The following is a 23,397-nucleotide window of genomic DNA, read 5'->3' on the forward strand; positions in this document are numbered from 1 at the left end:
CATATATATTATATAAAAGGGAAAAAATCATCCCTTTATTACCTCAAGCGCTGCTGCTTCATCCGTTATTAAAATCGTTGATGAAGGAGCTTTCTTCATATAAGAGCGTATGGCTTTTGCTTTTGACTTGCCGCCTGCAACAGCTATAACTGTTTTAGTTGAATCAAGATCTTCAAGCTGAATGCCAACCGTCTTCACTTTATGAACGACATCACCATATTCATTGAAGTAGTAACCAAAGGCTTCGCCAACAGCTTCCCCCTCATTCAACACGTTCATGATTTCAGCGGATGTTTTTCTTCGGTTAGCCATTGCAAGTGCGTCACCAATCCCGTGAATCACCATACCAGCTGATTTGATTAAAGAAATAACATCTTTAATCATGGGTTCCTTCATAAAGGAAAGATAGGCTTCCCCGCTAACTTGATCTGGAATATACAAGACCTTATAGGCCGCTTCTGCTTTTTCTGCCATTTTCGCTACAATCGTATTAGCCTGGTTATGAACTTCTTCACCAAGACCGCCTCTTGCAGGAACAAACAACACTTTTTCAGATTGCATTCCAGGTGTAAGTTCGCCGGCAACTTCTGCCATCGTCGATCCACCAGTTACCGCAATGATATGTTTCTCTTTCCATTGCCGTTTCATACGTGCTGCACAAGCTTTTCCAAGTTCACTTTTTACCCAAGGTGACTGATCACAGTCTCCGGGGACAATAATGACCTCCGTCAAGCCTAACTTTTTACTTAACTGCTTTTCAATTACGTTTATACCCGTTATCTCACGCATTATTCCTTCCAAATTTTCCAGAACTTCCATTCCTTCGTTTGAAAGCTTTATACCTGAGCTGTACACTTCCACCAAATTTTGATCTTTTAAAAAATCAATTTCACTGCGAAGTGTTCGTTCCGTAAGACTCATACCTGTTGCCAGACTTCGTCTTCCTACTGGCTGCATAAATTTAATCGTACGCAGGATGTGATAACGTTTTTGCATAATGGAAAGCAAATCAGGTAATAATTTTCTTTGTACCTCTATAATTGAATCCATTTTATAAAACCCCTTAAATATACCCGCTGGACTGTTTAAGTCCCGCGTAGACATTTAGTGTCCCACATACTGCAAAAAAATATTCCTGCTACACTCATATAGTAACAGGAAACTTCTTTTTATACAACTTTAAACCTCATTAATTTTCAACAAAAGAATAAAGAGCTGCTTTTTCAATTCTTCCGTATTGAATAATTTCACTCTTCCATGTAAGTACAGGGATCATCAGCCCATAATCCTCGGTTAATTGGTCATCAGAATAGATATCAATTTCTTGATAGCGCATTCCAGTCTCTTTTGAAAAGTCCTCTAAAATCCCTTTTGCCGTGTCACAAAGCGGACATTTTTCTCTGGTGTATAATACTAAATCCGTTTTTCCCATGATTGTTTCATCCTTTTCATTCATATCTTTTACGTTTTGATGAAGAAGGTAAACCTAACTGATCCCGATACTTTGCCACAGTACGACGGGACAGAATAATTCCTTGTTCAGCTCGCAACCGCGCTGATAACTCCTGATCCGAAAGCGGCTTTTGTTTATTCTCTTTGCTAATCATCTTTTCAAGTGCACTTCTTGCATTCTTCCCTGATATCTCTTCATCCATGGTTGATTGAAGAGAGGATGAGAAAAACTCTCTCATTTCAAATGTGCCAAAGGGTGTCTGCACATATTTTTCCTTTACTGCCCTGCTTACCGTGGATTCGTGAATGGCGAGTTCATCTGCAACTTCCTTCATCGTCATAGGCTTTAGTTCATTCATTCCAGTTAAGAAACACTGTGTTTGCTTTTCAGCAATCTTCCCCATCACGTTTAGTATCGTTTCCTTTCTGTGCTGAATGCCCTTCGATAACCATTGATACTCCTGCCACTTTTCCTGCCAGTATCGATTCAAATTCTGATCTTTACATTCTTTTAAGTTCTTAAGATAAGTTTTATCCGCATTAAGTCTTGGTGAATTCCCATCATAATCACCAACCACTAATCTTCCCCCTCGGTTTTCTACAACAACGTCAGGTACGATGTAAGCAGGGCGATCCATGCTATAATGTGCTCCCGGTCGAGGATTTAACCCCTGTACATAATCGAAAACACCTTGAATGTCCTGCATGGAGACACCAAGGTCTTTTGCTATCCCTTTCCACTTCTTTTCGACAAAAGGGGGGAAATGATGTTCGAGTATCAATTCAGCCAATTCATTCGATCCATCGAGCCTAGCCTGTATGAAGAGACATTCCTGCAAATTCCTCGCGGCAATTCCATAGGGCTCAAGTTGTTGTAACTCCTCAAGGTACTCCTCCACTTCCATTGAAGAGATACCATTCGTCTCCGCAACTTCTTCAATATTGATTCGTAAGTATCCATTGCCATCAAGATTATGAATTAATTGCAGAAAAATCGACTCCTGTTGCTTTGTCAGCTCATGGATATTTAGTTGAGACAACAAGTCTGCTTCAATAGAAGTAGTTTCTTCCCCAATTTGTTCTAACCAATATGCGGCATCTTTGTTTCCTGACTGTGTGCGCTTCTTATTTTGTCGAAACATTGGTTCATATGTTACTTGAGATGGATGTTCGAGAGACAGTAGTGGATTTTCCAGCAGCTTATTATCTAAGTATTCCTGCAGCTCTTGAGCAGAATATTGCAAAAGCGCAATCGCTTGGCTCAATTCCTGAGTCATGGCTAACTTTAAGGTTTGCTGTTGAAAAAGCCCCATTTTCATATCCATTCATTATGACCTCCATTCCCTCAATTTTACAACAACAAAAGAAAACAGAATAGCAATATCGTTGAAAGCGCTTACGTTTTTATGGAATTAACTCCGGTTGACAGGGTTATTTCTAGTTTATATGCAAATGAAGATCATTATAATACAAAAAAGAAGATCCTCCGCATCATTTTATATCATTCGTTTTCCCTTTGACCTGATTTTACAATATTTTTCATTTTTAACCTAAATTTTTTTCTTTAAGTGGTTTTATATAGAAACAAGCGGGAAATAAAAAAGTGTAAATTCACACATAAATGAGGAGGGAATTTTTTTATGTTTCGTCATCAAAAAGAATTACAATTTGAAGTTAAGGTAGATCGTCCGGATCCAATGTTAGCTCGTCAAATTCAAGAGGTACTCGGGGGCCAATTCGGTGAAATGACCGTTATGATGCAATATCTTTTCCAAGGCTTTAACTGCCGCGGAGAAGAAAAATATAAAGATATGCTAATGGATATTGGAACTGAGGAAATAGGTCACGTAGAAATGCTTTGTTCACTAATCAGCCAATTGCTCGATGGAGCTTCACCTGCAGATCAAGCAGAAGCGGCAAAAGATCCGGCAACAGCAGCTATTATGGGAGGAATTAATCCCCAACACTTACTAGTAAGCGGGCTTGGCGGCTTGCCTACTAACTCAAATGGTGTTCCATGGAACGGTTCATATATCGTAGCGAGTGGAAACCTGTTAGCGGATATGCGTTCAAATTTACATGCAGAAAGCCAAGGTCGTCTGCAAGTTGCGCGTTTATATCACATGACAAAAGACGAAGGTGTTCGAGCAACTTTCCGTAAAATGCTTGCCCGCGATCGTTACCATCAGTATCAATGGATGGCAGCCATTGCTGAATTAGAAGAGAAGAATGGTGTCGTTGTTCCAGCTTCCTTCCCTCCAGAAGCAGAAATGGAGTCTCAGAAAGAAGCCTATGAATTCTGGAACCTATCAGAAGGGGAAGAATCAGGCGAAGGCCTCTGGGCGAAAGGAAGCGCCCCTGATGGAACAGGCGACTTTGTCTATATTGCGAATCCAGTTGCGAAAGGACAAGTCCCTAACCCAACCATTCCTGCTGCCGAATTACATCATGATTTAGATGGGAAAGCAACGGACAAGTAAGTGAAAGCCCCTTTCCATTTGGAAAGGGGCTTTCACTATTTATACCATTAATAGAACTGATGCCCTCGGCAGGAATCGAACCTGCATTTCAAGCTTCGGAGGCTTGCGTGCTATCCGTTGCACTACGAGGGCTTTATAAATTCAACAACGAGATTAATTATATGCTAGAACAGGTAAGTTTGCAAGAGGAAAGCACGTTTTAAATAATCCATACATGGGTATTCTGTATAAAGGAATTCATATCCGTTAAACGGCTATTTTTTCTACATAGAATTACAGAAACAGCTAGTAAGGTTATTGTCGAACAATATAGGGAAAATAAAGGCTGTTTTGTTTGACCTATATTGACCAAAAAGTGTATCATACATACATAAAGGATTTCCTTGCCAGGAACCTAAATTACTCGTTAAAACCAAGGAGGAAGAAAGCATGAATTTAATTCCTACAGTTATTGAACAAACAAGTCGCGGGGAGCGTGCCTACGATATTTATTCACGCCTATTGAAAGATCGTATCATTATGCTTGGAAGCGCAATTGATGATAATGTTTCTAACTCAATTGTTGCTCAGCTTCTATTCCTTGAAGCAGAAAACCCTGAGAAAGACATTACTTTATACATCAACAGCCCTGGCGGCAGCATCACTTCCGGTATGGCGATCTACGATACTATGCAATATATTAAACCAAATGTATCAACAGTATGTATCGGTATGGCAGCATCTATGGGTGCTTTCTTACTCGCAGCGGGTGAAAAGGGCAAACGCTTTGCCCTTCCGAATAGTGAAGTAATGATTCATCAACCACTTGGAGGAGCACAAGGTCAAGCTACTGAGATTGAAATTGCAGCTCGTCGAATTCTTCACTTACGTGATAAACTAAATGAAATTCTTTCAGAACGCACAGGTCAACCAATGGAAATCATTCAAAAAGACACTGAGCGTGATAATTTCATGACAGCTTCAAGAGCAGTGGAATATGGCTTGATCGACAAAGTCATTACTCGTAGTATCTCAGAAGACGTTGAAAAAAAGTTAGATAAATAAGTTTACCTAAGAGCACCGATAGCTACATATCGGTGCTTTTTTTATTTATGGGTACAATTCTTCCGGGTCTGCCAATCTTTTTTCGTGTACTTTGGAAGTTTACTGGTTTTTCGTCATCTTTAACCAACCCCATTCTTACCTACCCGCTAGTCATTCTGCCCGAACTTCAATTTATTCTTCCCTAGCGCTTTTCTGTCTGGGCAGCTGCCAAAAATCTGTTGCTGGCTGATCAGCCCACTTTTCGTATCTAAATAAAAAACCACCATCCTCTTTCAGTAAGGGATGGTGGTTAACTATTATCCTTCTTGTTCAATAAACGCTTGTAGAGTAGAGATTGCTTCTTCTTCGTCTTTGCCGTCTGCGATTAGAGAGATGGTAGCTCCTGAGCTGACCGCCAGGCTCATTAACCCCATAATGCTTTTAGCGTTGACTCTTTTTCCGTCTTTTTCAAGAAATACGTCAGAGTTAAAGCGCGTTGCTTCTTGGACAAACAACGCTGCTGGTCTAGCTTGCAGACCTGATTTCAGAAGAACTTCTACTTGTTTCACAACCATTTAATCCCATCCTATCTATTTTAGTCATGCTTTTTGGCTTGCGAGTCCTTCTCCGCCTCGTAACTTATCAGCAATTTCATCTATCTTTCTCAGTCGATGATTAATACCTGATTTGCTTATATTACCGCCGGATACCATTTCCCCCAGCTCTTTAAGCGTAATGTCTTGGTAGGCGACTCTAAGCTCAGCAATTTCACGAAGTTTATCCGGTAACATACTAAGACCAGCTTCTTTTTCAATATAGCGGATATTTTCAACCTGACGCAGAGAAGCACCGATGGTTTTATTTAAGTTTGCCGTTTCACAATTGACTAGACGGTTGACGGAATTCCTCATATCACGCAGAATCCTAACATCCTCAAAACGTAATAACGCAGAATGTCCGCCGACAATCGTTAGGAAATCAGAAATCTTTTCGGCTTCTTTTAAATAGACAATAAAGCCTTTCTTCCGTTCCAATGTTTTAGCTTTTAAGTCAAATTTATTCATTAATTCACAAAGAGTATCATTGTGTTCTTTATATAATGATGAAACTTCGAGATGATAGGATGACGTTTCTGGATTATTGACAGAACCGCCAGCAAGGAAAGCACCACGTAAATACGCTCGTTTACAACATTTTTTGGTGATTAGCTTTGATGATACTCCATGAAGAATCTCGAAGCCTTCTCCAATAATCTGCAAATCCGTTAAAATTTCTTGGCCGTTTGCTGAGATTCGGACAATATAAACATTGTTCTTTTTGAGCTTCATCTTTTTACGAACGAGAAGCTCCATCTGTACATCATAGCTTTTTTTCAATAAGCTATAAATCCTTCTAGCTATGGCCGCATTTTCAGTTTGTATATCAATAACCAGCTTACGATTTGATAGAGAAATCGAGCCATTCATCCTGATTAATGCACACAACTCAGCTTTGTCACAGCAATCTTTTCCTTCCAGTGTTGTCAATTCCTTTTTTGTTTCAGAAGCAAAAGACATGGATTTACACCTCCAGCCCGAATTCTATTAAGCATGGACGACTGCACTAATTAGAGCCGTTTCAAGACATATGATTTCGTTATTTTTTAATCTTTCTTTTTCTTTCTTGAAGCAGTATACCATAAAGTAACCCAGCCACTTTTTTTGTATCATGGCGAATGGCATTTTCCTCATAATTAAAGATTTCACCTTGTACGATTTCCAGGTTGAGTTCAATGAGTTCGTCAACGTCAAAGAATACAGGCTTAGCTGATTCTTCTTTATATAAATTCTGTACCTCAATCGGTATATCCTGATTATTGACTAAGATACTATCAATCGCATGACAGTCCATATGATTGTAAATGGCTTTTACATGGTCACTCGCTGTGTAATCAAGTGTTTCACCGGCTTGAGTCATTAAATTGCAGATATATACTTTTTTTGCCTTTGATTTGCAGACTTCTTCACCAATTCCAGGCACCAGCAGGTTTGGAAGAATGCTTGTATATAAACTTCCTGGACCTATGACTATTAAATCCGCCTGTCTTATTGCTTGAATCGTTTCTCTAAGTGGTTCAATTTCTTCAGGTGTTAAAAAGACACGTTTAATCTTCTTCTCAGCAGTCGGTATCTTTGATTCACCAGAAACAATTGAACCATCCTCCATTTCCGCATGAAGAACAACACTCTGGTTCGCTGATGGGAGCACCTTACCTCGGACATTCAATACTTTGCTCATCTCTTGAATCGCATGGACGAAGTCACCGGTAATAGAGGTCATGGCGGCTAATAGAAGGTTCCCGAGGGAATGGCCGGACAATTCGTTAGTACTGGCAAATCGATGCTGAAACATCTGTTCAACAAGCGGTTCTACATCTGATAAAGCAGCAAGTACATTTCGAATGTCGCCCGGTGCAGGAATATCTAACTCGCTGCGAAGTCTGCCTGAACTACCACCATCGTCTGCAACCGTTACAATAGCCGTAATGTCTACTGGATAACTTTTTAGTCCCCTCAGCAGAACAGGAAGGCCTGTACCTCCGCCAATAACCACTACCTGCGGTTGCTTATTCGTCATCTTTATTCACCTTGCCAGCCTTTAACTTGATATCACGATGAGAGACTTGAGTTTCATAATCATCTTTGAAATAATCCGCAAGGTATTCTGTTAGTGCAACCGAACGATGCTGTCCTCCCGTACACCCAATAGCGATGACAAGTTGTGACTTTCCTTCGCGTTTGTAATGAGGCAGCATAAAATTAAGTAAATCAAGCAGTTTTTCTAGGAATTTCTGTGTCTCATTCCATTTTAAAACATAGCTTGATACCTCATCCTCCAAACCAGTCTTCGTACGCATATGTTCAATATAATAGGGATTTGGCAGGAATCTTACATCGAAGACTAAATCAGCATCAATCGGCAAACCATGTTTAAAGCCAAAGGATGTAACATTGAGCGTGAAAATTGGCTGCTTATCAGCTGAAAATTCGGTAAGAATTTTTTCACGTAGTTCTCGCGGACTTACCTTAGACGTATTATAAATAGTCTGAGCTCTGCCCTTTAATTCATCTAAGATGCTACGTTCAATTTGAATGCCCTCGAGAGGTAATCCAGATGGAGCAAGCGGATGAGTTCTTCTTGTTTCCTTGTATCGGCGTACAAGCGCTGAATCATCTGCATCTAAAAAGAGGATCTGTGGTGTTATCCATGGAGCAGCGGCTAAATCGTCCAGTGCTGTAAATAGATAATCAAAAAATTCACGGCCGCGCAGATCCATAACGAGCGCAACTTTATTCATTTTATTTCCAGAATCCTTCATTAATTCTAGAAATTTAGGCAGTAATGTTGGCGGTAAATTATCTACACAAAAAAATCCTAAATCTTCAAAGCTTTGGATAGCTACTGTTTTCCCTGCTCCAGACATTCCTGTAATCACGACTAACTGCGTTTCATTTGTATCCCCATTTGCCATACTCCGCACCCCCTTGTATCTATTTCTCTTTCTCTTTATCTTTACTTAACCCGGATCAAGTCGATAGGACAACAGCTCGAAATCAGGTGTATAGGTGAAGGTTCCATAGATAATCCCAGTTCCATGAATCATGTAATCCAGGATATGAGAATCTCCTTCAGCCATGTCTAAATTCTTTATTTCTTCGGTTGAATGCCAGGCAAGTTCGCCCTCTTCACAAACCTCAACGTTAACTCCATCAGATTCTGTTGCGAAAAAGGTAAACATCATCCATTCAGATAATACTTTATCTTCTTCTTTCATGATGAAAGTAAAAATTCCTTTTAGTGATGGGTTTCTTAAATATACGCCTGTTTCTTCACGATATTCTCGGATACAAGCATCTCTAACAGACTCTCCTTGCTCCATTTTTCCGCCAGGCGCTACCCACCAGCCGCGTCTTGGCTTTTTCAATAAAAGCAGCTGATTATCTTTTACTAGTACACAATTGGTCACACGCTGCACATTATTCACCTCAATTGTAAATGCCTCAAAACTAATCGTCTATTCAAATTGGGCGCTGCCCTTAAAAATTATTTTTAGATTCCTTTATTATACTATTTTTAAAAGGCACCCACAATGAACAACGACTAGGAATTTCCCCCAACCTCTCCACTGCTGATTATTCTCGTTTTCAATTGAAGGATTTCGACAAAAAAAGACACAGATGGGGAACATCTGTGTCGGCAAAAATATATATTTTATAAAAGGGGGTCAATTTCTACCTTAACTATAAACAATTTATATTGCACTACCATTACGCTTGAGTTAAGACACGATTACGAAATGTTAATGTTTAGTGTCTTCGTAAGCGATTCAGGCTTTTAATTTCATACTCTCAGCTAATTCCTCAACAAAATGCTGGGCGCTTTGAGCGGCAATACTTCCGTCTCCAGTAGCTGTTACAATTTGACGGAGGGATTTTTCGCGAATATCTCCTGCTGCAAAAATACCGTCTACCTTCGTTTCCATGCGTTCATTGGTTTCAATGTATCCCATTGCGTTTGTAATCCCAAGATTTAAGAACGGTTTGGTTAAAGGATTCATCCCAATATAGATGAATACGCCGTCTGCTTTACGTTCCACTTCTTCACCATCAATAGTAGAAACAAGGGTCACGCTGCCGACTTTTCCATCCTTCTCATTAATTTGCTTGAGCGTATGATTCCAAACAAAATCAATTTTTTCGTTAGCAAACGCGCGATCTTGAAGAATTTTCTGAGCACGAAGTTCGTCACGACGATGAACAATTGTTACCTTAGAGGCAAAACGAGTTAAATACACGCCCTCTTCAACCGCTGAATCTCCGCCTCCAATGACGAATAGTTCCTTCTCTTTAAAGAAGGCACCGTCACATACTGCACAATAGGAAACACCACGTCCACCTAATTCTTGTTCGCCAGGTACGCCGATTTTTTTATATTCAGCTCCGGAAGAAATAATAACGGCACGTGCTTTATATTCTTTCGAGCCAGCAACCACCGTTTTATATTCCTTACCATCAATGATTTCTTTAACATCTCCGTATGCATACTCTGCACCGAATTTTTTTGCATGGTCAAACATTTTGGTTGAAAGTTCAGGTCCAAGAATATGGTCAAACCCTGGATAGTTTTCAACTTCCTCTGTGTTAGCCATCTGTCCGCCTGGAATACCACGTTCCACCATTAGAGTCGAAAGGTTAGCCCTCGAAGTATAAACGGCTGCTGTCATCCCAGCAGGTCCTGCTCCAATAATGAGTACGTCATATATTTTTTCTTCTGCCATGTGGTTCACTCCTTCGTTCTATGTCAGTGAAAGAAATTTGTCTTATTTATAGTTTTTCCTAATACTCATATCCTATATAACAAATAATTTTCCGTCCAAGTATCTGCTCAAATGATCAGAGCCTGAACTAATTTGATGTACTTAGAAAGTGTGGCTGTCGAAATAGAATACTTTTCAGCGATTTCTGTTTGACTATGTTTTACATTTCCATGCTTGTGCCAGATATATTCACATGCTGCGGCCCAGCCTGATGGATTAGTCAGTTTTTGTTCTTCTTTAACCGCTTCAATAAAGACTGCGAACCACATCAAAAACAAACCAGCTTCTTTAAATTGTATCGGATTAAAGTGTTGATATAATACATCCGCAGTTTGATCAGCGAAATCTACTGCATCTTCGGCACGATTTTCATTATTCTTGAGAATCAGTGATCGATACGATTTCTCTATTTTAGAAAAACGAGAATTATCCGTAAACAATTTGTGTTTAGTGAGACTTGGTTTTTTCATAGAATTCTTGATTAAGAATATCGCAAATAAACGCTCTTCTTTAAACTCACTTTCTAACCGTTTAAGGATCGACGGAAGGTGGTGCTCAAATCCATTCACCGCTGCATTTACTTCTAACCATGGTTCATGCCCAGCTTTATCCGGGTCAAGTTTAACAACCTTTTTCCAATCTTGTTCCGCTCTATCCTCGTATCCCAGCTCATAACCCGATGCTGCGAGCCAGTAATAAAAATTCCCGTCGCCTTCATATCCTTCTTTTTGCAGCTGCCTTAGCCATTTATAGGCAAGTGCATGTCTCCCAATTAAAGCAAAAGTCGAACCCAGCTTAAAACGATGATCAATTAAAATAGGACGCACCTTCTCTAAGGTGTTTACTAGTTTATCCACTTCTTCATTTTTTTGCTGATAGTAATCGAAAACAAGCAGGTTACAAAGGGCATGCAAATTACCTGGACTCTTAGTCAGAACTTCCTCTAATGTGCTGTAGGCTTCTTCCACTCTTCCTAAATAAAAATAAGCGAGTGCTAGATTATTATAAGCTGACCAGTAATCTTCATATTCATTAATGGTTTCCTTTAATACATCCACAGCTTTAAGAAAATTGCCTGATTCCAGATATTCTCGAGCTTGTTCTTGTTTACCAATAAGCCCATCCTGAAGGGCAAGGCTTTCTTCTGTTTCATCTGATTCCAAAGTGATTAGATCCAGCAGATCTTCTGCATCTTCACTAAACTCTCCGTCTTCTTCCTTTTCAAGATACGTACTCGCATGAAGAAAAGCTTCTTTAAACATACCCTGATGGGCATAGTTATTAGCTAAAAAGTAATGGCACTCTATCATATATGGATCTAAAATATTAAGAATATTTTCCAAAAGATTATTTGAATAGCCATAATCGCCGATTTCAGTACATGTTATTGCCAGCTGGCAAACAATAATCGGCTCTTCTGGTTCTAGCTCCATAGCACGTTCTAGATATTTTTTTGCTTTATATAATTCACGTTTATTATATGCTTTTAAACCCTTGGCGAAATAATATTCTCCAGTTGGGTGAAAGGTCAATATTTTGGCTGTTTGAGCCAATTTAGAGTCTTTACTCATGAAATCCTCCATCTACAAGTTGATTAGCTATAGTAGTATATCATAATCTATAGATTTTGCGTATTATCCCAAATGCTCGTGCCGTGCACTTATTTAGTAAAAACCATCCGTATTCAGACATTTTTCTTTATCGTTGGCTAGTACCTATGATACAGTTAAATAGCCATTAGTTAGGAGAATGTTTTTAACTGGCAAAACTTTTTTCTTCGAATAATCTGGTTTTACCGTATTATTATTAAACAGAAAAAAATCTGTAGAAAGCTGTTCATTCTGCAGTGAATCAATATCTAAAGGAGAAGTATATGGCAACAAAAAACAAGGGGAAAATGATTGATTTATTAGGCTTCGCAATTTTTCCGGTTCTTGGAATAATATATGGTTGGTTAAATCTAAGAAACTCTGAAGCAATTGAACTTTCAACCCCGATAGATTCTTACATTCCATTTTTAACTGTATTTATTATTCCATACATTGCTTGGTACGCCTATTTGTTCCTCGCCATCTTCTTTTTTTGGTTTATGGATCGAATTGTTTACTGGAAAACCCTGCTTATGATTGCTGTAGGAGAAGTTATCTGTTTTACTATTTATTACTTTTACCAGACAACGGTTCCTAGACCTGAGCTACAGGGAAATTCAATTTTCACAACGTTAACAGCTTTGATCTTTAGAAATGATGAGCCTGTTAATTGCTTTCCAAGCATCCATGTCCTGACAACAAGTATCGTCATGCTTGCCTTCTTACAAATCAAACAAACTAATTTCTTCCAAAAGTCACTCATTCATATCATAGGCGCTATAATTATAATGTCAACATTATTTGTAAAACAGCATGTTGTGTATGATTTACTTGGATCCGTTTTATTAACCTTCATTTTGAATGTATTATTCTTTAAAGTACAATGGAGCTTTGCTAGAGGATTAAATAAAAAAAGAGCAAAAAAACTTCAACAGTCTGGTGTAACGATGAAATTATAATTGAAAAAAAAAGGAGTCCGTCATAGCGGACTCCTTAGACTGTAGACAAACTCGGGTGAAAACCTTAGTTTGTCTATTTTTTATGATTTGTATAACATGAACATTGATTTCCACTCCAGGCACTCGCTTTCCGCGGGCGGTCGGTGAGCCTCCTCGGCTTTCGCCTGCAGGGTCTCACCTAGACACGTTTTTCCCGCAGGAGTCTCGTACCTTCCATTCCAATCAACTTTGTTTTACCTTTTAGATATCCTCGAGAAATAGAAGGATTAAAACTTAGGCGATGAGGATGCATTCTAAACATGATTCTATTCAGCGAGCCCCATTTGAAATGTTATATTACATCAAATGGTGCCACCTAACCATTTGGTTCGCAAAATGAAGGCGGCCATGTATTCAGAGGTAGACGCCTAAGTATTTATAGGGAATCGGAATTTTTAATTCCAATCTCCTTAGTTCAAGAATTAATTAATCCTTTTTCGCGTGCCTTTCCTTCAAGACATCTAAGACTGCTTGCAACGGCAGCTCTTGCTCTTGGAATAACACGATTAAATGGTAGAGTAAATCAGCCGATTCCAAACTAAGTTCCTCATGACTGCGATTTTTCGCTGCAATGATGACCTCAGAGGCTTCCTCTCCAACCTTTTTAAGGATCTTATCTACCCCTTCGGTAAATAAATAGGTGGTATATGATCCCTCAGGCATCGTTGATTTTCTTTCAGCTACTACTGATTCAAGATCGAATAAGAAGGATGCCGGCGTATTAGGAGAGGATTCTTCTGCTTCAAATAGTGTCTCAGAGAAGCAGCTTGTGCTCCCTGTGTGACAAGCTGGTCCTTCAGGAATAACCTTCACCACTAAGGCATCTTGGTCACAGTCATAATTAATCTGTTTAATTTTCTGTGTATTGCCGCTTGTTTCTCCTTTATGCCAAAGCTCGTTCCGAGATCGGCTAAAGAACCACGTTTCTCCTTTTTCAATGGAAAGCTTAAGCGACTCTTGATTCATATAGGCAAGTGTTAATACCTCACCTGTATTCGCATCCTGAACTATTGCTGGTACTAACCCTTTTTCATCAAAAGCTATTTTTTCTATATTCATCGTACAACCACTCCCTGATTTTTTAGAAACATTTTTACTTCTTTTACTGAAGTCTCTTTATAGTGAAAAATTGAAGCGGCGAGTGCTGCATCTGCTTTTCCCTCTTCAAATACCTCTTGAAAATGTTCAGCGTTTCCTGCCCCGCCAGACGCAATGACTGGTACGGAGACCGCCTCTGATATGGCTTGTGTTAATTCAATGTGGAATCCGCTTTTCTCACCATCACAATCCATGCTCGTTAGTAGGATTTCACCAGCTCCACGGCTGACCGCCTCAACTGCCCATTCAATAGCCGTACGTTCAGTCGGCTTTCGTCCTCCATGTGTGTATACTCTCCACGTGTTAATGTCTGGATCATAACGAGCGTCGATGGCAATGACGATACACTGTGAACCAAAATAATCGGCTCCTTCACTGATTAGCTCTGGCCGTAAGACTGCAGCTGTATTTAATGATACTTTATCAGCACCAGCCCTGAGCAAGCGTTTCATATCTTCAAGCGTATTAATGCCTCCGCCTACTGTAAAAGGGATGGCGAGGCTTCCTGCTACCTCTTTCACCACATCAACCATGGTTTCACGGCCCTCATGAGAAGCTGAGATATCCAAAAAGACCAATTCGTCCGCACCTTCCTGGTCATAAAAGGCAGCAAGTTCCACTGGGTCCCCTGCATCGCGCAGCGAAACAAATTGGACGCCTTTTACCACTCGTCCTTCCTTAACGTCAAGACAGGGAATAATTCGTTTCGTAAGCATCTAAATCCGCCCCTTTTCCAGTGCCTCTCGAACGGTGAATCGATTTGTGTAGAGGGCTTTACCGACTATAACACCTGTAATCCCACTGCTGTAATATTCCCTTAATGCACTGATATCAGCAAGCGTACTAATCCCGCCTGATGCAATGACATCCTTACCTGTAGCTTCAGCCATGGCTCTTACACCTTCAATGTTCGGACCTGCCAACATACCATCAGTGGCAATATCAGTGACAATAAACGTTTCAGCCCCAGCATCGGCAAGTGCTTTCCCAAGTTCAATGGCCTTTGTTTCAGAAGTCTGCAGCCATCCATGAGTAGCAACCATCCCGTCTTTGGCATCAATGCCAATCGCAATATGACGGCCGAATTGACGGATCATATCTTTAGTAAAAGCGGGGTTTGATACAGCCGCACTGCCGAGAATGACACGTTCAATCCCATTTTCAAGATAGTGCGTAATATCTGCTTCTGTACGAATTCCTCCGCCAATTTGAATGTTTGAAGATAGCTCCTTAGCCGCTTGGATAACATAGGAATCATTAACTCTGCTGCCTTCTTTAGCCCCATCCAAATCAACCATATGTATCCATTCGGCACCTTGGTCAGCAAAGTTTTTCGCCATATCGAACGGAGAATCACCATAGATTGTTTCCTGATTGTAGTCGCCTTGTATGAGCCGGACGCATTTACCACCCCGCATATCAATTGCCGGATAAATCGTGAAATTCCCCATCGTCATTTCTTCCCTTCCACTAATTCAATGTAATTTTTCAACAGCTGCATGCCCATCGCTCCGCTTTTTTCTGGATGAAACTGCATCCCATAAACATTGCCCTTACTGACAATCGCGGGTACAGCAACATCATAATCGGCAGACGCCGTAACCACCGTTTGATCCTCAGCTTCGATATAGTAGGAATGCACAAAATACACATAGTCTTCTTTTACATCCGTTATTAATGGTGAGCGATATTGGAAGTTCAAGTAGTTCCAGCCCATATGTGGAACTTTATATGGCTGATCCTTACTGTCTATTCCCGAAAACTTCACGACCTTACCTGGAATAAGTGACAATCCCTTAGTTGGTCCATTTTCTTCACTTTCATCAAATAAAAGCTGCATACCTAAGCAGATGCCTAACAGAAAGCCGCCGGATTCGGTATATTCCTTTAAAAACACGTCCAGCTTCTGCCGCTCAAGCAGGTTCATCGCATCTCGAAATGAACCGACACCGGGAAGCAAAATTCCGTCTGCCTTAACTAGTTCAGCCGGATCATCAGAAATAAATGACTCAACATCAATTCGTTCAAGGGCTTTGCTTACACTAAATAAATTGCCCATGCCATAATCGACAATGCCAATCATTTATAACATTCCTTTCGTTGAAGGAATCCCTTTTTCCCGAGGATCGATGGAAGTGGCTTCGTCTAAGGCTCTTCCCAATGCTTTAAAAATCGCTTCAATCATATGATGAGTATTGTGTCCGTAGTGCACGATAACATGAAGGTTCATTCTTGCTTCAAGCGCCAGCTTCCAAAGAAATTCATGAACAAGCTCTGTATCAAACGAACCGACCTTCTGGGATGGAAATTCAGCTCTGAATTCTAAGTGCGGGCGATTGCTCAGGTCAATAACTACTTGAGCCATTGCTTCATCCATAGGGACAAACGCATTCCCATACCGTTTGATGCCTTTTTTATCTCCTAATGCTTGGATCAAAGCCTGTCCAAGACAAATACCGATATCTTCCGTTGTATGGTGGTCATCGACCTCAATGTCGCCTTTTGCATCGATAATCATGTCGAATTTTCCATGTTTAGTAAATAAGTCGAGCATGTGCGTCATAAACGGAACACCTGTCTCAATTGAAGCATTACCCTCACCATCCACGGCAAATTCAAGCTTTACATCTGTTTCATTCGTTTTACGTACAATACTTCCCACGCGCTCCATACTGCTCCTCCTTTTATGGTCAATTTTTACTTTACGTCTCGTATTTCAATTGCACGGGCATGAGCTTCTAGTCCTTCAAGTCGAGCAAAACCAGCTATTTTTTCAGCATTTTCCCGAAAATCTGTTTCGCTGTACATGATAATACTCGATTTCTTTTGAAAATCATCGACATTAAGCGGACTTGAAAACCGTGCCGTACCGTTAGTCGGAAGGACATGATTAGGTCCAGCAAAATAATCACCAACAGGTTCTGAACTGTATCTGCCCAAGAATATAGCACCCGCATGACGTATTTTCGCCATAACCTCAAAAGAATCTTTCGTAATGATTTCTAGATGCTCCGGTGCGATTTCATTCACGGCATGTATGCTTTCGTCCATATCTGAACATAGAATTATCCGTCCATAATCTCGAATGGCTGCTTCAGCCATTTCACGCCGAGGAAGTGTTTCAAGTTGTCTTTCCACTTCTAAAGCAACTTCTTCAGCAAGTACCGATGAAGTAGTCACAAGGACACTGCTGGCCCGAACATCATGTTCAGCCTGCGACAGTAAATCTGCGGCTACATCTGGAGCTAACGCGCTCTCGTCAGCTAGAATCGCAATTTCACTTGGTCCAGCAATCATATCAATCGCCACATCACCAAAGACTTCACGTTTCGCAAGCGCTACGAATATATTGCCTGGTCCTACAATTTTATCCACCTTAGCTATCGTATCCGTACCATAAGCAAGTGCTGCTATCGCTTGTGCACCACCAACACTGTATATCTCTGATATGCCTGCAATCTTAGCAGCTGCTAAAACAGCCTCGCTCAATCGGCCATCCTTACCTGGAGGTGACACCATGACAATCCGTTTTACTCCAGCAGCCTTCGCCGGCAAAACATTCATTAAAACAGATGATGGATAGGCAGCTGTTCCGCCTGGTACATAGACACCCACTGCATCAAGCGGAGTAATCTTTTGACCAAGCATCGTTCCGGATTCCTTCGTCGTCATCCAAGAATTACGCAGCTGTTTTTCATGAAAGCTGCGAATGTTCTCCGCGGCTTCTGAAATAATGCTGTACGATTCTTTACTAATAGAAGAAACAGCTTGCTCTATTTCAGCCTCTGAAACAGCCAGTTTTTCAAGTTTTACTTGATCGAATGTTTCAGTATAACTGTATAAGGCTTGATCGCCGTCTTTTCTAACGTTCGCAATAATTTCTTGTACAGCCTTACGCTGTTCAGCAGTTCCAGCGTCCACAGACCGTTTCAGAGAAATTCCCTTAGTGTATTTTTCAATCAACATCATGGTCACCTCTTCCTACTCCTATATAATTTCAGCCAGCCTGTCGACAATCTCAGTAATTCGTTGTTCCTTAATACGGTAGCTGACCGGATTGGCCACAAGTCTTGAGGTGACATCCGTTATTTTGGCATACTCTACTAAACCATTCTCTTTCAAGGTCTGCCCAGTTGAAACAATATCAACGATTCGTTCGGCAAGACCGATTAAGGGAGCCAGCTCAATGGAGCCATTTAGCTTGATTATTTCTACCTGTTCACCTTGCTGCCGAAAATAACTCGATGCTACATTCGGATATTTACTCGCAACCTTAGGAGATATATCACTGATTTTCGTTCCTGGCAATCCAGCAACTGCAAGATAACAAGCACTAATTTTCAAATCGAGGAGCTCGTATACATCTCGTTCTTCTTCAAGCATAACGTCTTTTCCCGCAATCCCAATATCAGCTACCCCATGTTCAACATAGGTTACAACATCCATTGGTTTAGCTAAGATAAAACGAAGATTTTCTTCCTCTACTTCTAAGATCAATTTACGTGAATCATCAAATTCAGGGGGAAGCTGAAAACCAGCTTTACGAAGCAGTTCGGCTGCTTCTTCAAAAATCCGCCCTTTAGGCATCGCTATCGTTAAGAAGCTGTTCATTTTTTACTGCCTCCATTTCCGACAAAAAACTGAACTTCTGCAAATGAAGACGTGTACGCATCGACATTCGTTACAGAATTGATGTCCTGTAAGGCCACACTCTTCCCTTGGGCACGTAAAGCTCTTGCGGCTGAAATTGCGTCATTCCGACGCTCTGAGCTGAATAAAATGCATTGTGTTTCATTATTATCATCTACAGCCCCAACCGCTTCCACAAGACGATCCATTCGAATTGCGAAACCAGTAGCCGGAGCATTCCAGCCGAATTTAGCTAACAGATTATCATACCTTCCCCCGTTACCTATTGGAGAACCAACCTGCCCTGCATAAACCTCAAAGAGTGTACCTGTGTAATAACTCATATGACTAACAAGCGTAAGGTCGAAGCTAACGTATTCTTCCACGCCATACGCCTTTAATTGCTGTGCTAATTCTTTTAATTCTGACAGTGTTTCTTGACCTACACTATTTTCAAGTAATTCAAGCGCCCGTGAAATAGTATCTTCGCCGCCTCTTAAAGAAATAAAGGCAATTAAACGCTGCTTATCTATAGAAGATAGCGGAAGTGATTTAACATGCTCCCGGTACCCTACATAATTCTTTTCATAGAGGAACTTACGCAGTACCGATGCTCGTTCTTCATTTCCAAGAATACTGAGAAAAAGCTCCTGTAGGAACCCAATATGACCAATAGAAATTTTAAAGTCCTTAAGACCTGATGCCAGCAAGACATCCGCCATTAAGGTAATCATTTCAGCATCAGCACTGATTGAATCGTTCCCAATACATTCAATGCCAATTTGCTCAAATTCAGCTGGACGTCCTCCCTCTCTCTGCTGAGCACGGTACACGTTAGCCGAATAAGCCAGTCTAAGCGGCACCTGTTCCTTTAGCATCTTAGAGGCCGCAGCACGAGCAATGGGGGCTGTCATATCTGGGCGCAGCACAAGTGTATGACCCTGCTGATCAAGGAGTTTAAACAGCTGTTGATCAAGAATCGCCGAAGCCTCTCCAACTGTTTCATAATATTCTAATGCAGGTGTTTCAATAAATTGATACCCCCATTTTTTTATCTCCGTACTTATTTTGTCTCTGGCAGCCGCCTTCGTTTCATATAAACGTGGAAGCGTATCTCGCATACCAAGAGGTTTTTCAAACATAAATAATTTACTCACAAATACACACCCTTTACTAAATCTACTCTTCTATCTAGGGTTCACTTACTTTAATCATTAACCCAATTATATGCGAAGTAAACAAACGCTTTAGTTCGCTAATATGTTACCAAAGTGAAGTTACTATCAGTCTACTCCCCGTTCAAACTTCCGTCAAGGAATTGAGAGGAATTATTTTCAAAAAAAATGCACTCAGATAGGTTTATTATCCACTTGAATCAGGGTAGATATAAGCTGTTGTTTATTTTCCAGCGAAGGAGTCTTTTATAATGGATAAGGACGTTCAAGATAATTTTTTTGAGGGACTAAGAAATTTGTTTGAATCAGCCTCCAACCAGCCAGATCTTTCATTGAATGAGATGATGAATCTTTTAACCGAGCAATTAAAAGGAATCTACCATACATAAAGAAAAGGCCTGCTCTCTAAGAAGAAGCAGGCCTTTATGCGCGTTTCAGCCGGGGTTAGACTAACCCACAGTTCAAACATCTGATGTGTGCAGACTTATGGAATTAGGTGTGCAGAACGGTCGAATTTCTGTGCAAAAGCTTTTTTCTAGGTGAGTGGGGTTATAAAAGAATGATATAAGGACGAATCATCTCCAAAATGGCCCGCACAAAAAAAGACTGTCGAGGGTTCTCGACAGCCTGTAAACTCATGTGATTGGGTTCGAATTCCGCGTAGTCATTTCTTCCTTTGTATAAATAACCTGCATTGGGTTCCCGCCAACGAAGGACCCCTCTGCAACATCTTTATGTACAAGAGTTGCCGCAGAGATGATGGCACCGTTTCCTATAGTTACACCCGGAAGAATGGTCGTATTAGCACCTATTAATACTTCGTCGCCAATAATAACCTCTCCCAAACGATATTCCTTTATTAAATATTCATGAGCTAAGATGGTCGTATTGTATCCAATAACCGTATTTCGGCCAATAGTAATTTTTTCGGGAAACATGACATCCAGCATGACCATCAGGGCAAAGGATGTCTGTTCGCCAACCTTCATCCGCAAAAAGGTTCGATACAGCCAGTTTTTCATTCCCAGAAACGGGGTGTAACGTGCCAGCTGAATCACGATAAAATTTTTCGCAACTTTTACGAAAGGGACGGTTTTATACACTTGTTGTAATGAATTCGCACCTTCTACTGGATATCTTTCGGTTCGTCTCATAAATGGTTGTCCTCTAAAATGGTGAATAAGTCTGCCATCGTTTCAAGCATATAATCCGGGTTAAATTGGTTGAGATAGTCAGCACCTTTTGCACTCCACGCAACACCTGCAGTTTTTGTTTCTGCTCTTTGTCCAGACAGAATATCATGATAGTTATCCCCCACCATAATAGATTCTTCAGGAGTTGAGCCCAAGAGCTTTAATGCGGTGAATACGGGTTCTGGATCCGGTTTCGCCTTTTCCACATCGTCAAGAGTAACAACGACATCAAAGAATTGATCCAATTTAGTCAGTGCTAGGCCCTTTTTCACAATATCTCGTTTCTTCGTCGTCACGATAGCAAGTTTATAACCGGATTCACTCAAGGTTTTAATCGTCTCAAATACACCTGTAAATTCCTTCACGAGCAGATCGTGATTTTCCCAATTATGGGTGCGATAATGACTGACCATTTCGTCAGCACGTTCTGGGTCAATTTTAGTAAAGGTCTCATATAGCGGAGGCCCGTTAAATGTGATGATTTCTTCACGTTGATAGACACCTGGAAAGAAAAAATCAAGTGTTTGTGTAAATGAGGAGAGAATTAATTCATTCGTATCAACTAATGTTCCATCAAAATCGAATAGCAGGGTTGTCATCTTACGGTTCATATGCGGGTTCCTTCCTCTTTTCATTAATGTTTCGATTCCAAATGAAGCCGATTATCATTGTAAGTATGATAGCTACACTCGCTCGAATTAGAAATAATGGCAGCACAGGTATTCCAAGAGGAATAAAAATTAAAGTATCTTCGACTACCGCATGGCAGGATACCAAAAAGATAAAAGCGAGAGTCATGTCCTTCTTACTAACACCATCCTCTTTGGCAGCTTGAATCATGACGCCGGCTCCATAAGCAAGACCTATGGTCAGCCCGGCTACAAGCGTCATCGAAGCATTCGGTTTCATACCAAGCAATCTAGCAAATGGAGCGATGATTTTAGAAAAGTAATCCAGCCATTTCAAATCTTTCATTATTTGAATGACGACCATCAGCGGAATCACGATTAAAGCAAGCTGAAAGACACCCGAAGCTGCCCGTTCTAAACCATTTAATAAAATCGGTCCAATGCCGGATATTTCAACTTGTTTGCTGATAAAGCCGTATTTCGCCGTTTCCGCTCCGCCGTGCCAGACTAAATTGATTACGACAGCCGATACTAACGCCAAACCAATCCTTACTGTAAGGATGACCCATAGTTTGACACCGACCTTCATCGCAACTCCCGATTCAATTAATAAATTATGTGAAAAGGACAGCATTGTCGCTAAGATGAATACTTCTTTAACCGTCAGATCAAGTGTTAAGATTGCGCCAATACCTGCATATAAATTAAGAAAATTCCCTAGAACTAGAGGAATTGCAGCATCCCCAGGCAAACCAAGCAAATTCATGATAGGAGCAATTCCCGCTATAATCCACTGTAAAACAGGTGTATATTGAAGAACAGAAACGATTAATGTAACTGGAAAAATAACTTTACTAAGCGTCCAAGTTGTTTTTAATCCCACGATTAGCCCGCTTTTTACTGAAGCTCCAATCAACGCTTTCCCCCCTAGCCTTTTACGACTCCAGATACTTCTTAGCAGATTGTCCTGTTTTTCTTCTATAAATCCAAATCACAATTGCCGCTGCAATTGAAGCAATAGAGATAACTTGTGCGATCCGCAGGCTTTCTGTCAGCATTAAGCTGTCGGTTCTCATCCCTTCAATAAAGTAACGCCCTATTGAGTACCAGATAAGGTAAGATAAGAAAATTTCACCCGTGCGCAGACTTGTTCTTCTTATCAAAATTAATACAACGACGCCTGCCAAATTCCATAGCGATTCATATAAAAAAGTTGGATGATGATACACACCATTTATGTACATTTGATTAACGATGAAATCAGGTAAATGCAAGGTCGACTCTAAAAAAGACCGGCTCACTTCTTCTCCATAAGCCTCTTGATTCATAAAGTTTCCCCATCGTCCAATGGCCTGACCGATTAATAAACCAGGTGCAGCTATATCAACAAGCTTCCAGAATGATATTTTTTTAACTTTAGAAAAAATATACCCCGTTAAAACAGAACCAATGATGGCACCATGGATGGCTATCCCGCCTTCCCAAATCTTAATGATTTGTCCCGGGTTTTGAGAATAATAATCCCACTGAAAAAGCACATAATAAATCCTTGCACAAATAATAGCTGCCGGAACAGCAAATAAAATAACGTCTATGAATGTTTCCTTATCCAACCCTCTTCGTTCCGCTTCACGCACCGCTATGTATAGACCCAGCAAGACGCCCAACCCAATAATCAGTCCATACCAATGGACTGTTATTGGTCCTAAGTCGACTGCAATGGAATTAAGCGGCTGTATTTCCTGTTCCATTTTACCCCTCTTTTCTTTCGATCA

The 23,397-nt window shown here is 40.6% G+C and carries 26 protein-coding genes and 1 tRNA gene; 4 read left to right on the forward strand and 23 right to left on the reverse strand.

What is annotated here, in order from left to right; translation table 11 throughout:
- Window positions 1-27: 27 nt before the first annotated feature.
- The 3 genes from MHI18_RS09575 to rpoN all read right to left on the reverse strand — a co-directional run bounded on the left by MHI18_RS09575 (window position 28) and on the right by rpoN (window position 2,777).
- Window positions 28-1,050: a sugar-binding transcriptional regulator gene (locus MHI18_RS09575; RefSeq protein WP_340847131.1), complete on the reverse strand. Its 1,023-nt coding sequence runs from the start codon at window positions 1,048-1,050 to the stop codon at window positions 28-30.
- 139 nt (window positions 1,051-1,189) lie between these two features.
- Window positions 1,190-1,432 (reverse strand): glutaredoxin family protein, encoded by a 243-nt coding sequence (locus MHI18_RS09580; protein WP_340847132.1) that lies wholly within the window; start codon window positions 1,430-1,432, stop codon window positions 1,190-1,192.
- A gap of 16 nt (window positions 1,433-1,448) precedes the next feature.
- A complete protein-coding gene (gene rpoN / locus MHI18_RS09585) occupies window positions 1,449-2,777 on the reverse strand; it encodes an RNA polymerase factor sigma-54 (protein WP_340847133.1) in 1,329 nt (442 codons plus the stop codon).
- Between the two features lie 315 nt (window positions 2,778-3,092).
- On the opposite strand from rpoN, the gene MHI18_RS09590 reads away from it, so the two are divergent.
- Window positions 3,093-3,932, forward strand: a complete 840-nt coding sequence (locus tag MHI18_RS09590; RefSeq protein ID WP_340847134.1) for a manganese catalase family protein — start codon at window positions 3,093-3,095, stop codon at window positions 3,930-3,932.
- 60 nt (window positions 3,933-3,992) lie between these two features.
- Here the strand turns inward: MHI18_RS09590 and MHI18_RS09595 are convergent.
- Window positions 3,993-4,064: transfer RNA gene (locus tag MHI18_RS09595), tRNA-Arg, on the reverse strand.
- A 234-nt stretch (window positions 4,065-4,298) separates the two neighbouring features.
- Between MHI18_RS09595 and clpP the strand changes: the two genes are divergently transcribed.
- Entirely contained in the window at window positions 4,299-4,976 is a 678-nt protein-coding gene (gene clpP / locus MHI18_RS09600) for an ATP-dependent Clp endopeptidase proteolytic subunit ClpP (RefSeq protein WP_340847632.1), read from the forward strand.
- A gap of 296 nt (window positions 4,977-5,272) precedes the next feature.
- Here the strand turns inward: clpP and MHI18_RS09605 are convergent, their stop codons facing one another.
- The 7 genes from MHI18_RS09605 to MHI18_RS09635 all read right to left on the reverse strand — a co-directional run bounded on the left by MHI18_RS09605 (window position 5,273) and on the right by MHI18_RS09635 (window position 11,882).
- On the reverse strand, window positions 5,273-5,530 hold the full coding sequence (locus MHI18_RS09605) for an HPr family phosphocarrier protein (protein WP_340847135.1): 258 nt from the start codon (window positions 5,528-5,530) through the stop codon (window positions 5,273-5,275).
- 24 nt (window positions 5,531-5,554) lie between these two features.
- Complete coding sequence (whiA, locus tag MHI18_RS09610; RefSeq protein WP_340847136.1) at window positions 5,555-6,511, reverse strand: DNA-binding protein WhiA; 957 nt, start codon at window positions 6,509-6,511, stop codon at window positions 5,555-5,557.
- A 79-nt stretch (window positions 6,512-6,590) separates the two neighbouring features.
- Window positions 6,591-7,571: a gluconeogenesis factor YvcK family protein gene (locus MHI18_RS09615; RefSeq protein ID WP_340847137.1), complete on the reverse strand. Its 981-nt coding sequence runs from the start codon at window positions 7,569-7,571 to the stop codon at window positions 6,591-6,593.
- Window positions 7,561-8,466, reverse strand: a complete 906-nt coding sequence (gene rapZ, locus MHI18_RS09620; protein ID WP_340847138.1) for an RNase adapter RapZ — start codon at window positions 8,464-8,466, stop codon at window positions 7,561-7,563. Before rapZ ends, MHI18_RS09615 begins: the two co-directional genes overlap by 11 nt.
- Before the next feature lie 45 nt (window positions 8,467-8,511).
- On the reverse strand, window positions 8,512-8,970 hold the full coding sequence (locus MHI18_RS09625) for an NUDIX hydrolase (RefSeq protein WP_340847139.1): 459 nt from the start codon (window positions 8,968-8,970) through the stop codon (window positions 8,512-8,514).
- A 351-nt stretch (window positions 8,971-9,321) separates the two neighbouring features.
- The gene (gene trxB, locus MHI18_RS09630; protein WP_340847140.1) at window positions 9,322-10,272 is read right to left on the reverse strand and encodes a thioredoxin-disulfide reductase; all 951 of its coding nucleotides are present in this window, start codon (window positions 10,270-10,272) and stop codon (window positions 9,322-9,324) included.
- A 107-nt stretch (window positions 10,273-10,379) separates the two neighbouring features.
- Window positions 10,380-11,882 (reverse strand): tetratricopeptide repeat protein, encoded by a 1,503-nt coding sequence (locus MHI18_RS09635; RefSeq protein WP_340847141.1) that lies wholly within the window; start codon window positions 11,880-11,882, stop codon window positions 10,380-10,382.
- A gap of 302 nt (window positions 11,883-12,184) precedes the next feature.
- On the opposite strand from MHI18_RS09635, the gene MHI18_RS09640 reads away from it, so the two are divergent.
- Window positions 12,185-12,859, forward strand: coding sequence for a phosphatase PAP2 family protein (locus MHI18_RS09640; RefSeq protein WP_340847142.1), 675 nt, complete (start codon window positions 12,185-12,187; stop codon window positions 12,857-12,859).
- A gap of 465 nt (window positions 12,860-13,324) precedes the next feature.
- Here the strand turns inward: MHI18_RS09640 and hisIE are convergent, their stop codons facing one another.
- Genes hisIE through MHI18_RS09680 form a run of 8 tightly spaced genes read right to left on the reverse strand, consistent with a single transcriptional unit; the run spans window position 13,325 to window position 19,782 of the window.
- Window positions 13,325-13,957 carry a bifunctional phosphoribosyl-AMP cyclohydrolase/phosphoribosyl-ATP diphosphatase HisIE gene (hisIE, locus tag MHI18_RS09645; RefSeq protein WP_340847143.1) on the reverse strand — a complete coding sequence of 211 codons (633 nt, stop codon included), beginning with the start codon at window positions 13,955-13,957 and terminating at the stop codon, window positions 13,325-13,327.
- Entirely contained in the window at window positions 13,954-14,712 is a 759-nt protein-coding gene (gene hisF, locus MHI18_RS09650) for an imidazole glycerol phosphate synthase subunit HisF (protein ID WP_340847144.1), read from the reverse strand. Before hisF ends, hisIE begins: the two co-directional genes overlap by 4 nt.
- A complete protein-coding gene (hisA, locus tag MHI18_RS09655; RefSeq protein WP_340847633.1) occupies window positions 14,713-15,447 on the reverse strand; it encodes a 1-(5-phosphoribosyl)-5-[(5-phosphoribosylamino)methylideneamino]imidazole-4-carboxamide isomerase in 735 nt (244 codons plus the stop codon).
- 2 nt (window positions 15,448-15,449) lie between these two features.
- Window positions 15,450-16,079, reverse strand: coding sequence for an imidazole glycerol phosphate synthase subunit HisH (gene hisH, locus MHI18_RS09660; protein ID WP_340847145.1), 630 nt, complete (start codon window positions 16,077-16,079; stop codon window positions 15,450-15,452).
- Window positions 16,080-16,667: an imidazoleglycerol-phosphate dehydratase HisB gene (hisB, locus tag MHI18_RS09665; RefSeq protein ID WP_340847146.1), complete on the reverse strand. Its 588-nt coding sequence runs from the start codon at window positions 16,665-16,667 to the stop codon at window positions 16,080-16,082. It abuts the gene before it with no gap.
- 26 nt (window positions 16,668-16,693) lie between these two features.
- Window positions 16,694-17,962 (reverse strand): histidinol dehydrogenase, encoded by a 1,269-nt coding sequence (hisD, locus tag MHI18_RS09670; protein ID WP_340847634.1) that lies wholly within the window; start codon window positions 17,960-17,962, stop codon window positions 16,694-16,696.
- A gap of 21 nt (window positions 17,963-17,983) precedes the next feature.
- A complete protein-coding gene (hisG, locus tag MHI18_RS09675; RefSeq protein ID WP_040375810.1) occupies window positions 17,984-18,607 on the reverse strand; it encodes an ATP phosphoribosyltransferase in 624 nt (207 codons plus the stop codon).
- A complete protein-coding gene (locus MHI18_RS09680) occupies window positions 18,604-19,782 on the reverse strand; it encodes an ATP phosphoribosyltransferase regulatory subunit (RefSeq protein WP_340847147.1) in 1,179 nt (392 codons plus the stop codon). The genes hisG and MHI18_RS09680 overlap by 4 nt, the downstream gene beginning before the upstream one ends.
- Before the next feature lie 269 nt (window positions 19,783-20,051).
- Between MHI18_RS09680 and MHI18_RS09685 the strand changes: the two genes are divergently transcribed.
- Window positions 20,052-20,189, forward strand: coding sequence for a hypothetical protein (locus MHI18_RS09685; RefSeq protein WP_340847148.1), 138 nt, complete (start codon window positions 20,052-20,054; stop codon window positions 20,187-20,189).
- A 246-nt stretch (window positions 20,190-20,435) separates the two neighbouring features.
- Here the strand turns inward: MHI18_RS09685 and MHI18_RS09690 are convergent, their stop codons facing one another.
- The 4 genes from MHI18_RS09690 to lgt are packed head-to-tail and all read right to left on the reverse strand — an operon-like array spanning window position 20,436 to window position 23,373.
- A complete protein-coding gene (locus MHI18_RS09690) occupies window positions 20,436-20,954 on the reverse strand; it encodes an acyltransferase (protein WP_340847149.1) in 519 nt (172 codons plus the stop codon).
- Entirely contained in the window at window positions 20,951-21,604 is a 654-nt protein-coding gene (ppaX, locus tag MHI18_RS09695; protein ID WP_340847150.1) for a pyrophosphatase PpaX, read from the reverse strand. Before ppaX ends, MHI18_RS09690 begins: the two co-directional genes overlap by 4 nt.
- Complete coding sequence (locus tag MHI18_RS09700; RefSeq protein WP_340847151.1) at window positions 21,594-22,538, reverse strand: nucleoside recognition domain-containing protein; 945 nt, start codon at window positions 22,536-22,538, stop codon at window positions 21,594-21,596. Before MHI18_RS09700 ends, ppaX begins: the two co-directional genes overlap by 11 nt.
- 19 nt (window positions 22,539-22,557) lie before the next feature.
- On the reverse strand, window positions 22,558-23,373 hold the full coding sequence (lgt, locus tag MHI18_RS09705; protein ID WP_340847152.1) for a prolipoprotein diacylglyceryl transferase: 816 nt from the start codon (window positions 23,371-23,373) through the stop codon (window positions 22,558-22,560).
- Between the last annotated feature and the right edge of the window lie 24 nt (window positions 23,374-23,397).

The sequence above is a fragment of the Peribacillus sp. FSL H8-0477 genome, from assembly GCF_038002765.1.
In the GTDB taxonomy this organism is placed as follows: domain Bacteria; phylum Bacillota; class Bacilli; order Bacillales; family DSM-1321; genus Peribacillus.

What these genes read in the sequence shown, in the direction of transcription:
- rapZ (WP_340847138.1), bottom strand. Translation starts at nt 8,466, where the DNA reads ATGGCAAATGGGGATACAAATGAAACGCAGTTAGTCGTGATTACAGGA.
- whiA (WP_340847136.1), bottom strand. Translation starts at nt 6,511, where the DNA reads ATGTCTTTTGCTTCTGAAACAAAAAAGGAATTGACAACACTGGAAGGA.
- MHI18_RS09605 (WP_340847135.1), bottom strand. Translation starts at nt 5,530, where the DNA reads ATGGTTGTGAAACAAGTAGAAGTTCTTCTGAAATCAGGTCTGCAAGCT.
- hisB (WP_340847146.1), bottom strand. Translation starts at nt 16,667, where the DNA reads ATGGAGCGCGTGGGAAGTATTGTACGTAAAACGAATGAAACAGATGTA.
- MHI18_RS09635 (WP_340847141.1), bottom strand. Translation starts at nt 11,882, where the DNA reads ATGAGTAAAGACTCTAAATTGGCTCAAACAGCCAAAATATTGACCTTT.
- MHI18_RS09640 (WP_340847142.1), top strand. Translation starts at nt 12,185, where the DNA reads ATGGCAACAAAAAACAAGGGGAAAATGATTGATTTATTAGGCTTCGCA.
- hisIE (WP_340847143.1), bottom strand. Translation starts at nt 13,957, where the DNA reads ATGAATATAGAAAAAATAGCTTTTGATGAAAAAGGGTTAGTACCAGCA.
- hisH (WP_340847145.1), bottom strand. Translation starts at nt 16,079, where the DNA reads ATGATTGGCATTGTCGATTATGGCATGGGCAATTTATTTAGTGTAAGC.
- MHI18_RS09685 (WP_340847148.1), top strand. Translation starts at nt 20,052, where the DNA reads ATGGATAAGGACGTTCAAGATAATTTTTTTGAGGGACTAAGAAATTTG.
- hisD (WP_340847634.1), bottom strand. Translation starts at nt 17,962, where the DNA reads ATGTTGATTGAAAAATACACTAAGGGAATTTCTCTGAAACGGTCTGTG.
- MHI18_RS09590 (WP_340847134.1), top strand. Translation starts at nt 3,093, where the DNA reads ATGTTTCGTCATCAAAAAGAATTACAATTTGAAGTTAAGGTAGATCGT.
- MHI18_RS09690 (WP_340847149.1), bottom strand. Translation starts at nt 20,954, where the DNA reads ATGAGACGAACCGAAAGATATCCAGTAGAAGGTGCGAATTCATTACAA.
- lgt (WP_340847152.1), bottom strand. Translation starts at nt 23,373, where the DNA reads ATGGAACAGGAAATACAGCCGCTTAATTCCATTGCAGTCGACTTAGGA.
- MHI18_RS09615 (WP_340847137.1), bottom strand. Translation starts at nt 7,571, where the DNA reads ATGACGAATAAGCAACCGCAGGTAGTGGTTATTGGCGGAGGTACAGGC.
- MHI18_RS09575 (WP_340847131.1), bottom strand. Translation starts at nt 1,050, where the DNA reads ATGGATTCAATTATAGAGGTACAAAGAAAATTATTACCTGATTTGCTT.
- ppaX (WP_340847150.1), bottom strand. Translation starts at nt 21,604, where the DNA reads ATGAACCGTAAGATGACAACCCTGCTATTCGATTTTGATGGAACATTA.
- hisF (WP_340847144.1), bottom strand. Translation starts at nt 14,712, where the DNA reads ATGCTTACGAAACGAATTATTCCCTGTCTTGACGTTAAGGAAGGACGA.
- rpoN (WP_340847133.1), bottom strand. Translation starts at nt 2,777, where the DNA reads ATGGATATGAAAATGGGGCTTTTTCAACAGCAAACCTTAAAGTTAGCC.
- trxB (WP_340847140.1), bottom strand. Translation starts at nt 10,272, where the DNA reads ATGGCAGAAGAAAAAATATATGACGTACTCATTATTGGAGCAGGACCT.
- hisG (WP_040375810.1), bottom strand. Translation starts at nt 18,607, where the DNA reads ATGAACAGCTTCTTAACGATAGCGATGCCTAAAGGGCGGATTTTTGAA.
- MHI18_RS09580 (WP_340847132.1), bottom strand. Translation starts at nt 1,432, where the DNA reads ATGGGAAAAACGGATTTAGTATTATACACCAGAGAAAAATGTCCGCTT.
- hisA (WP_340847633.1), bottom strand. Translation starts at nt 15,447, where the DNA reads ATGGGGAATTTCACGATTTATCCGGCAATTGATATGCGGGGTGGTAAA.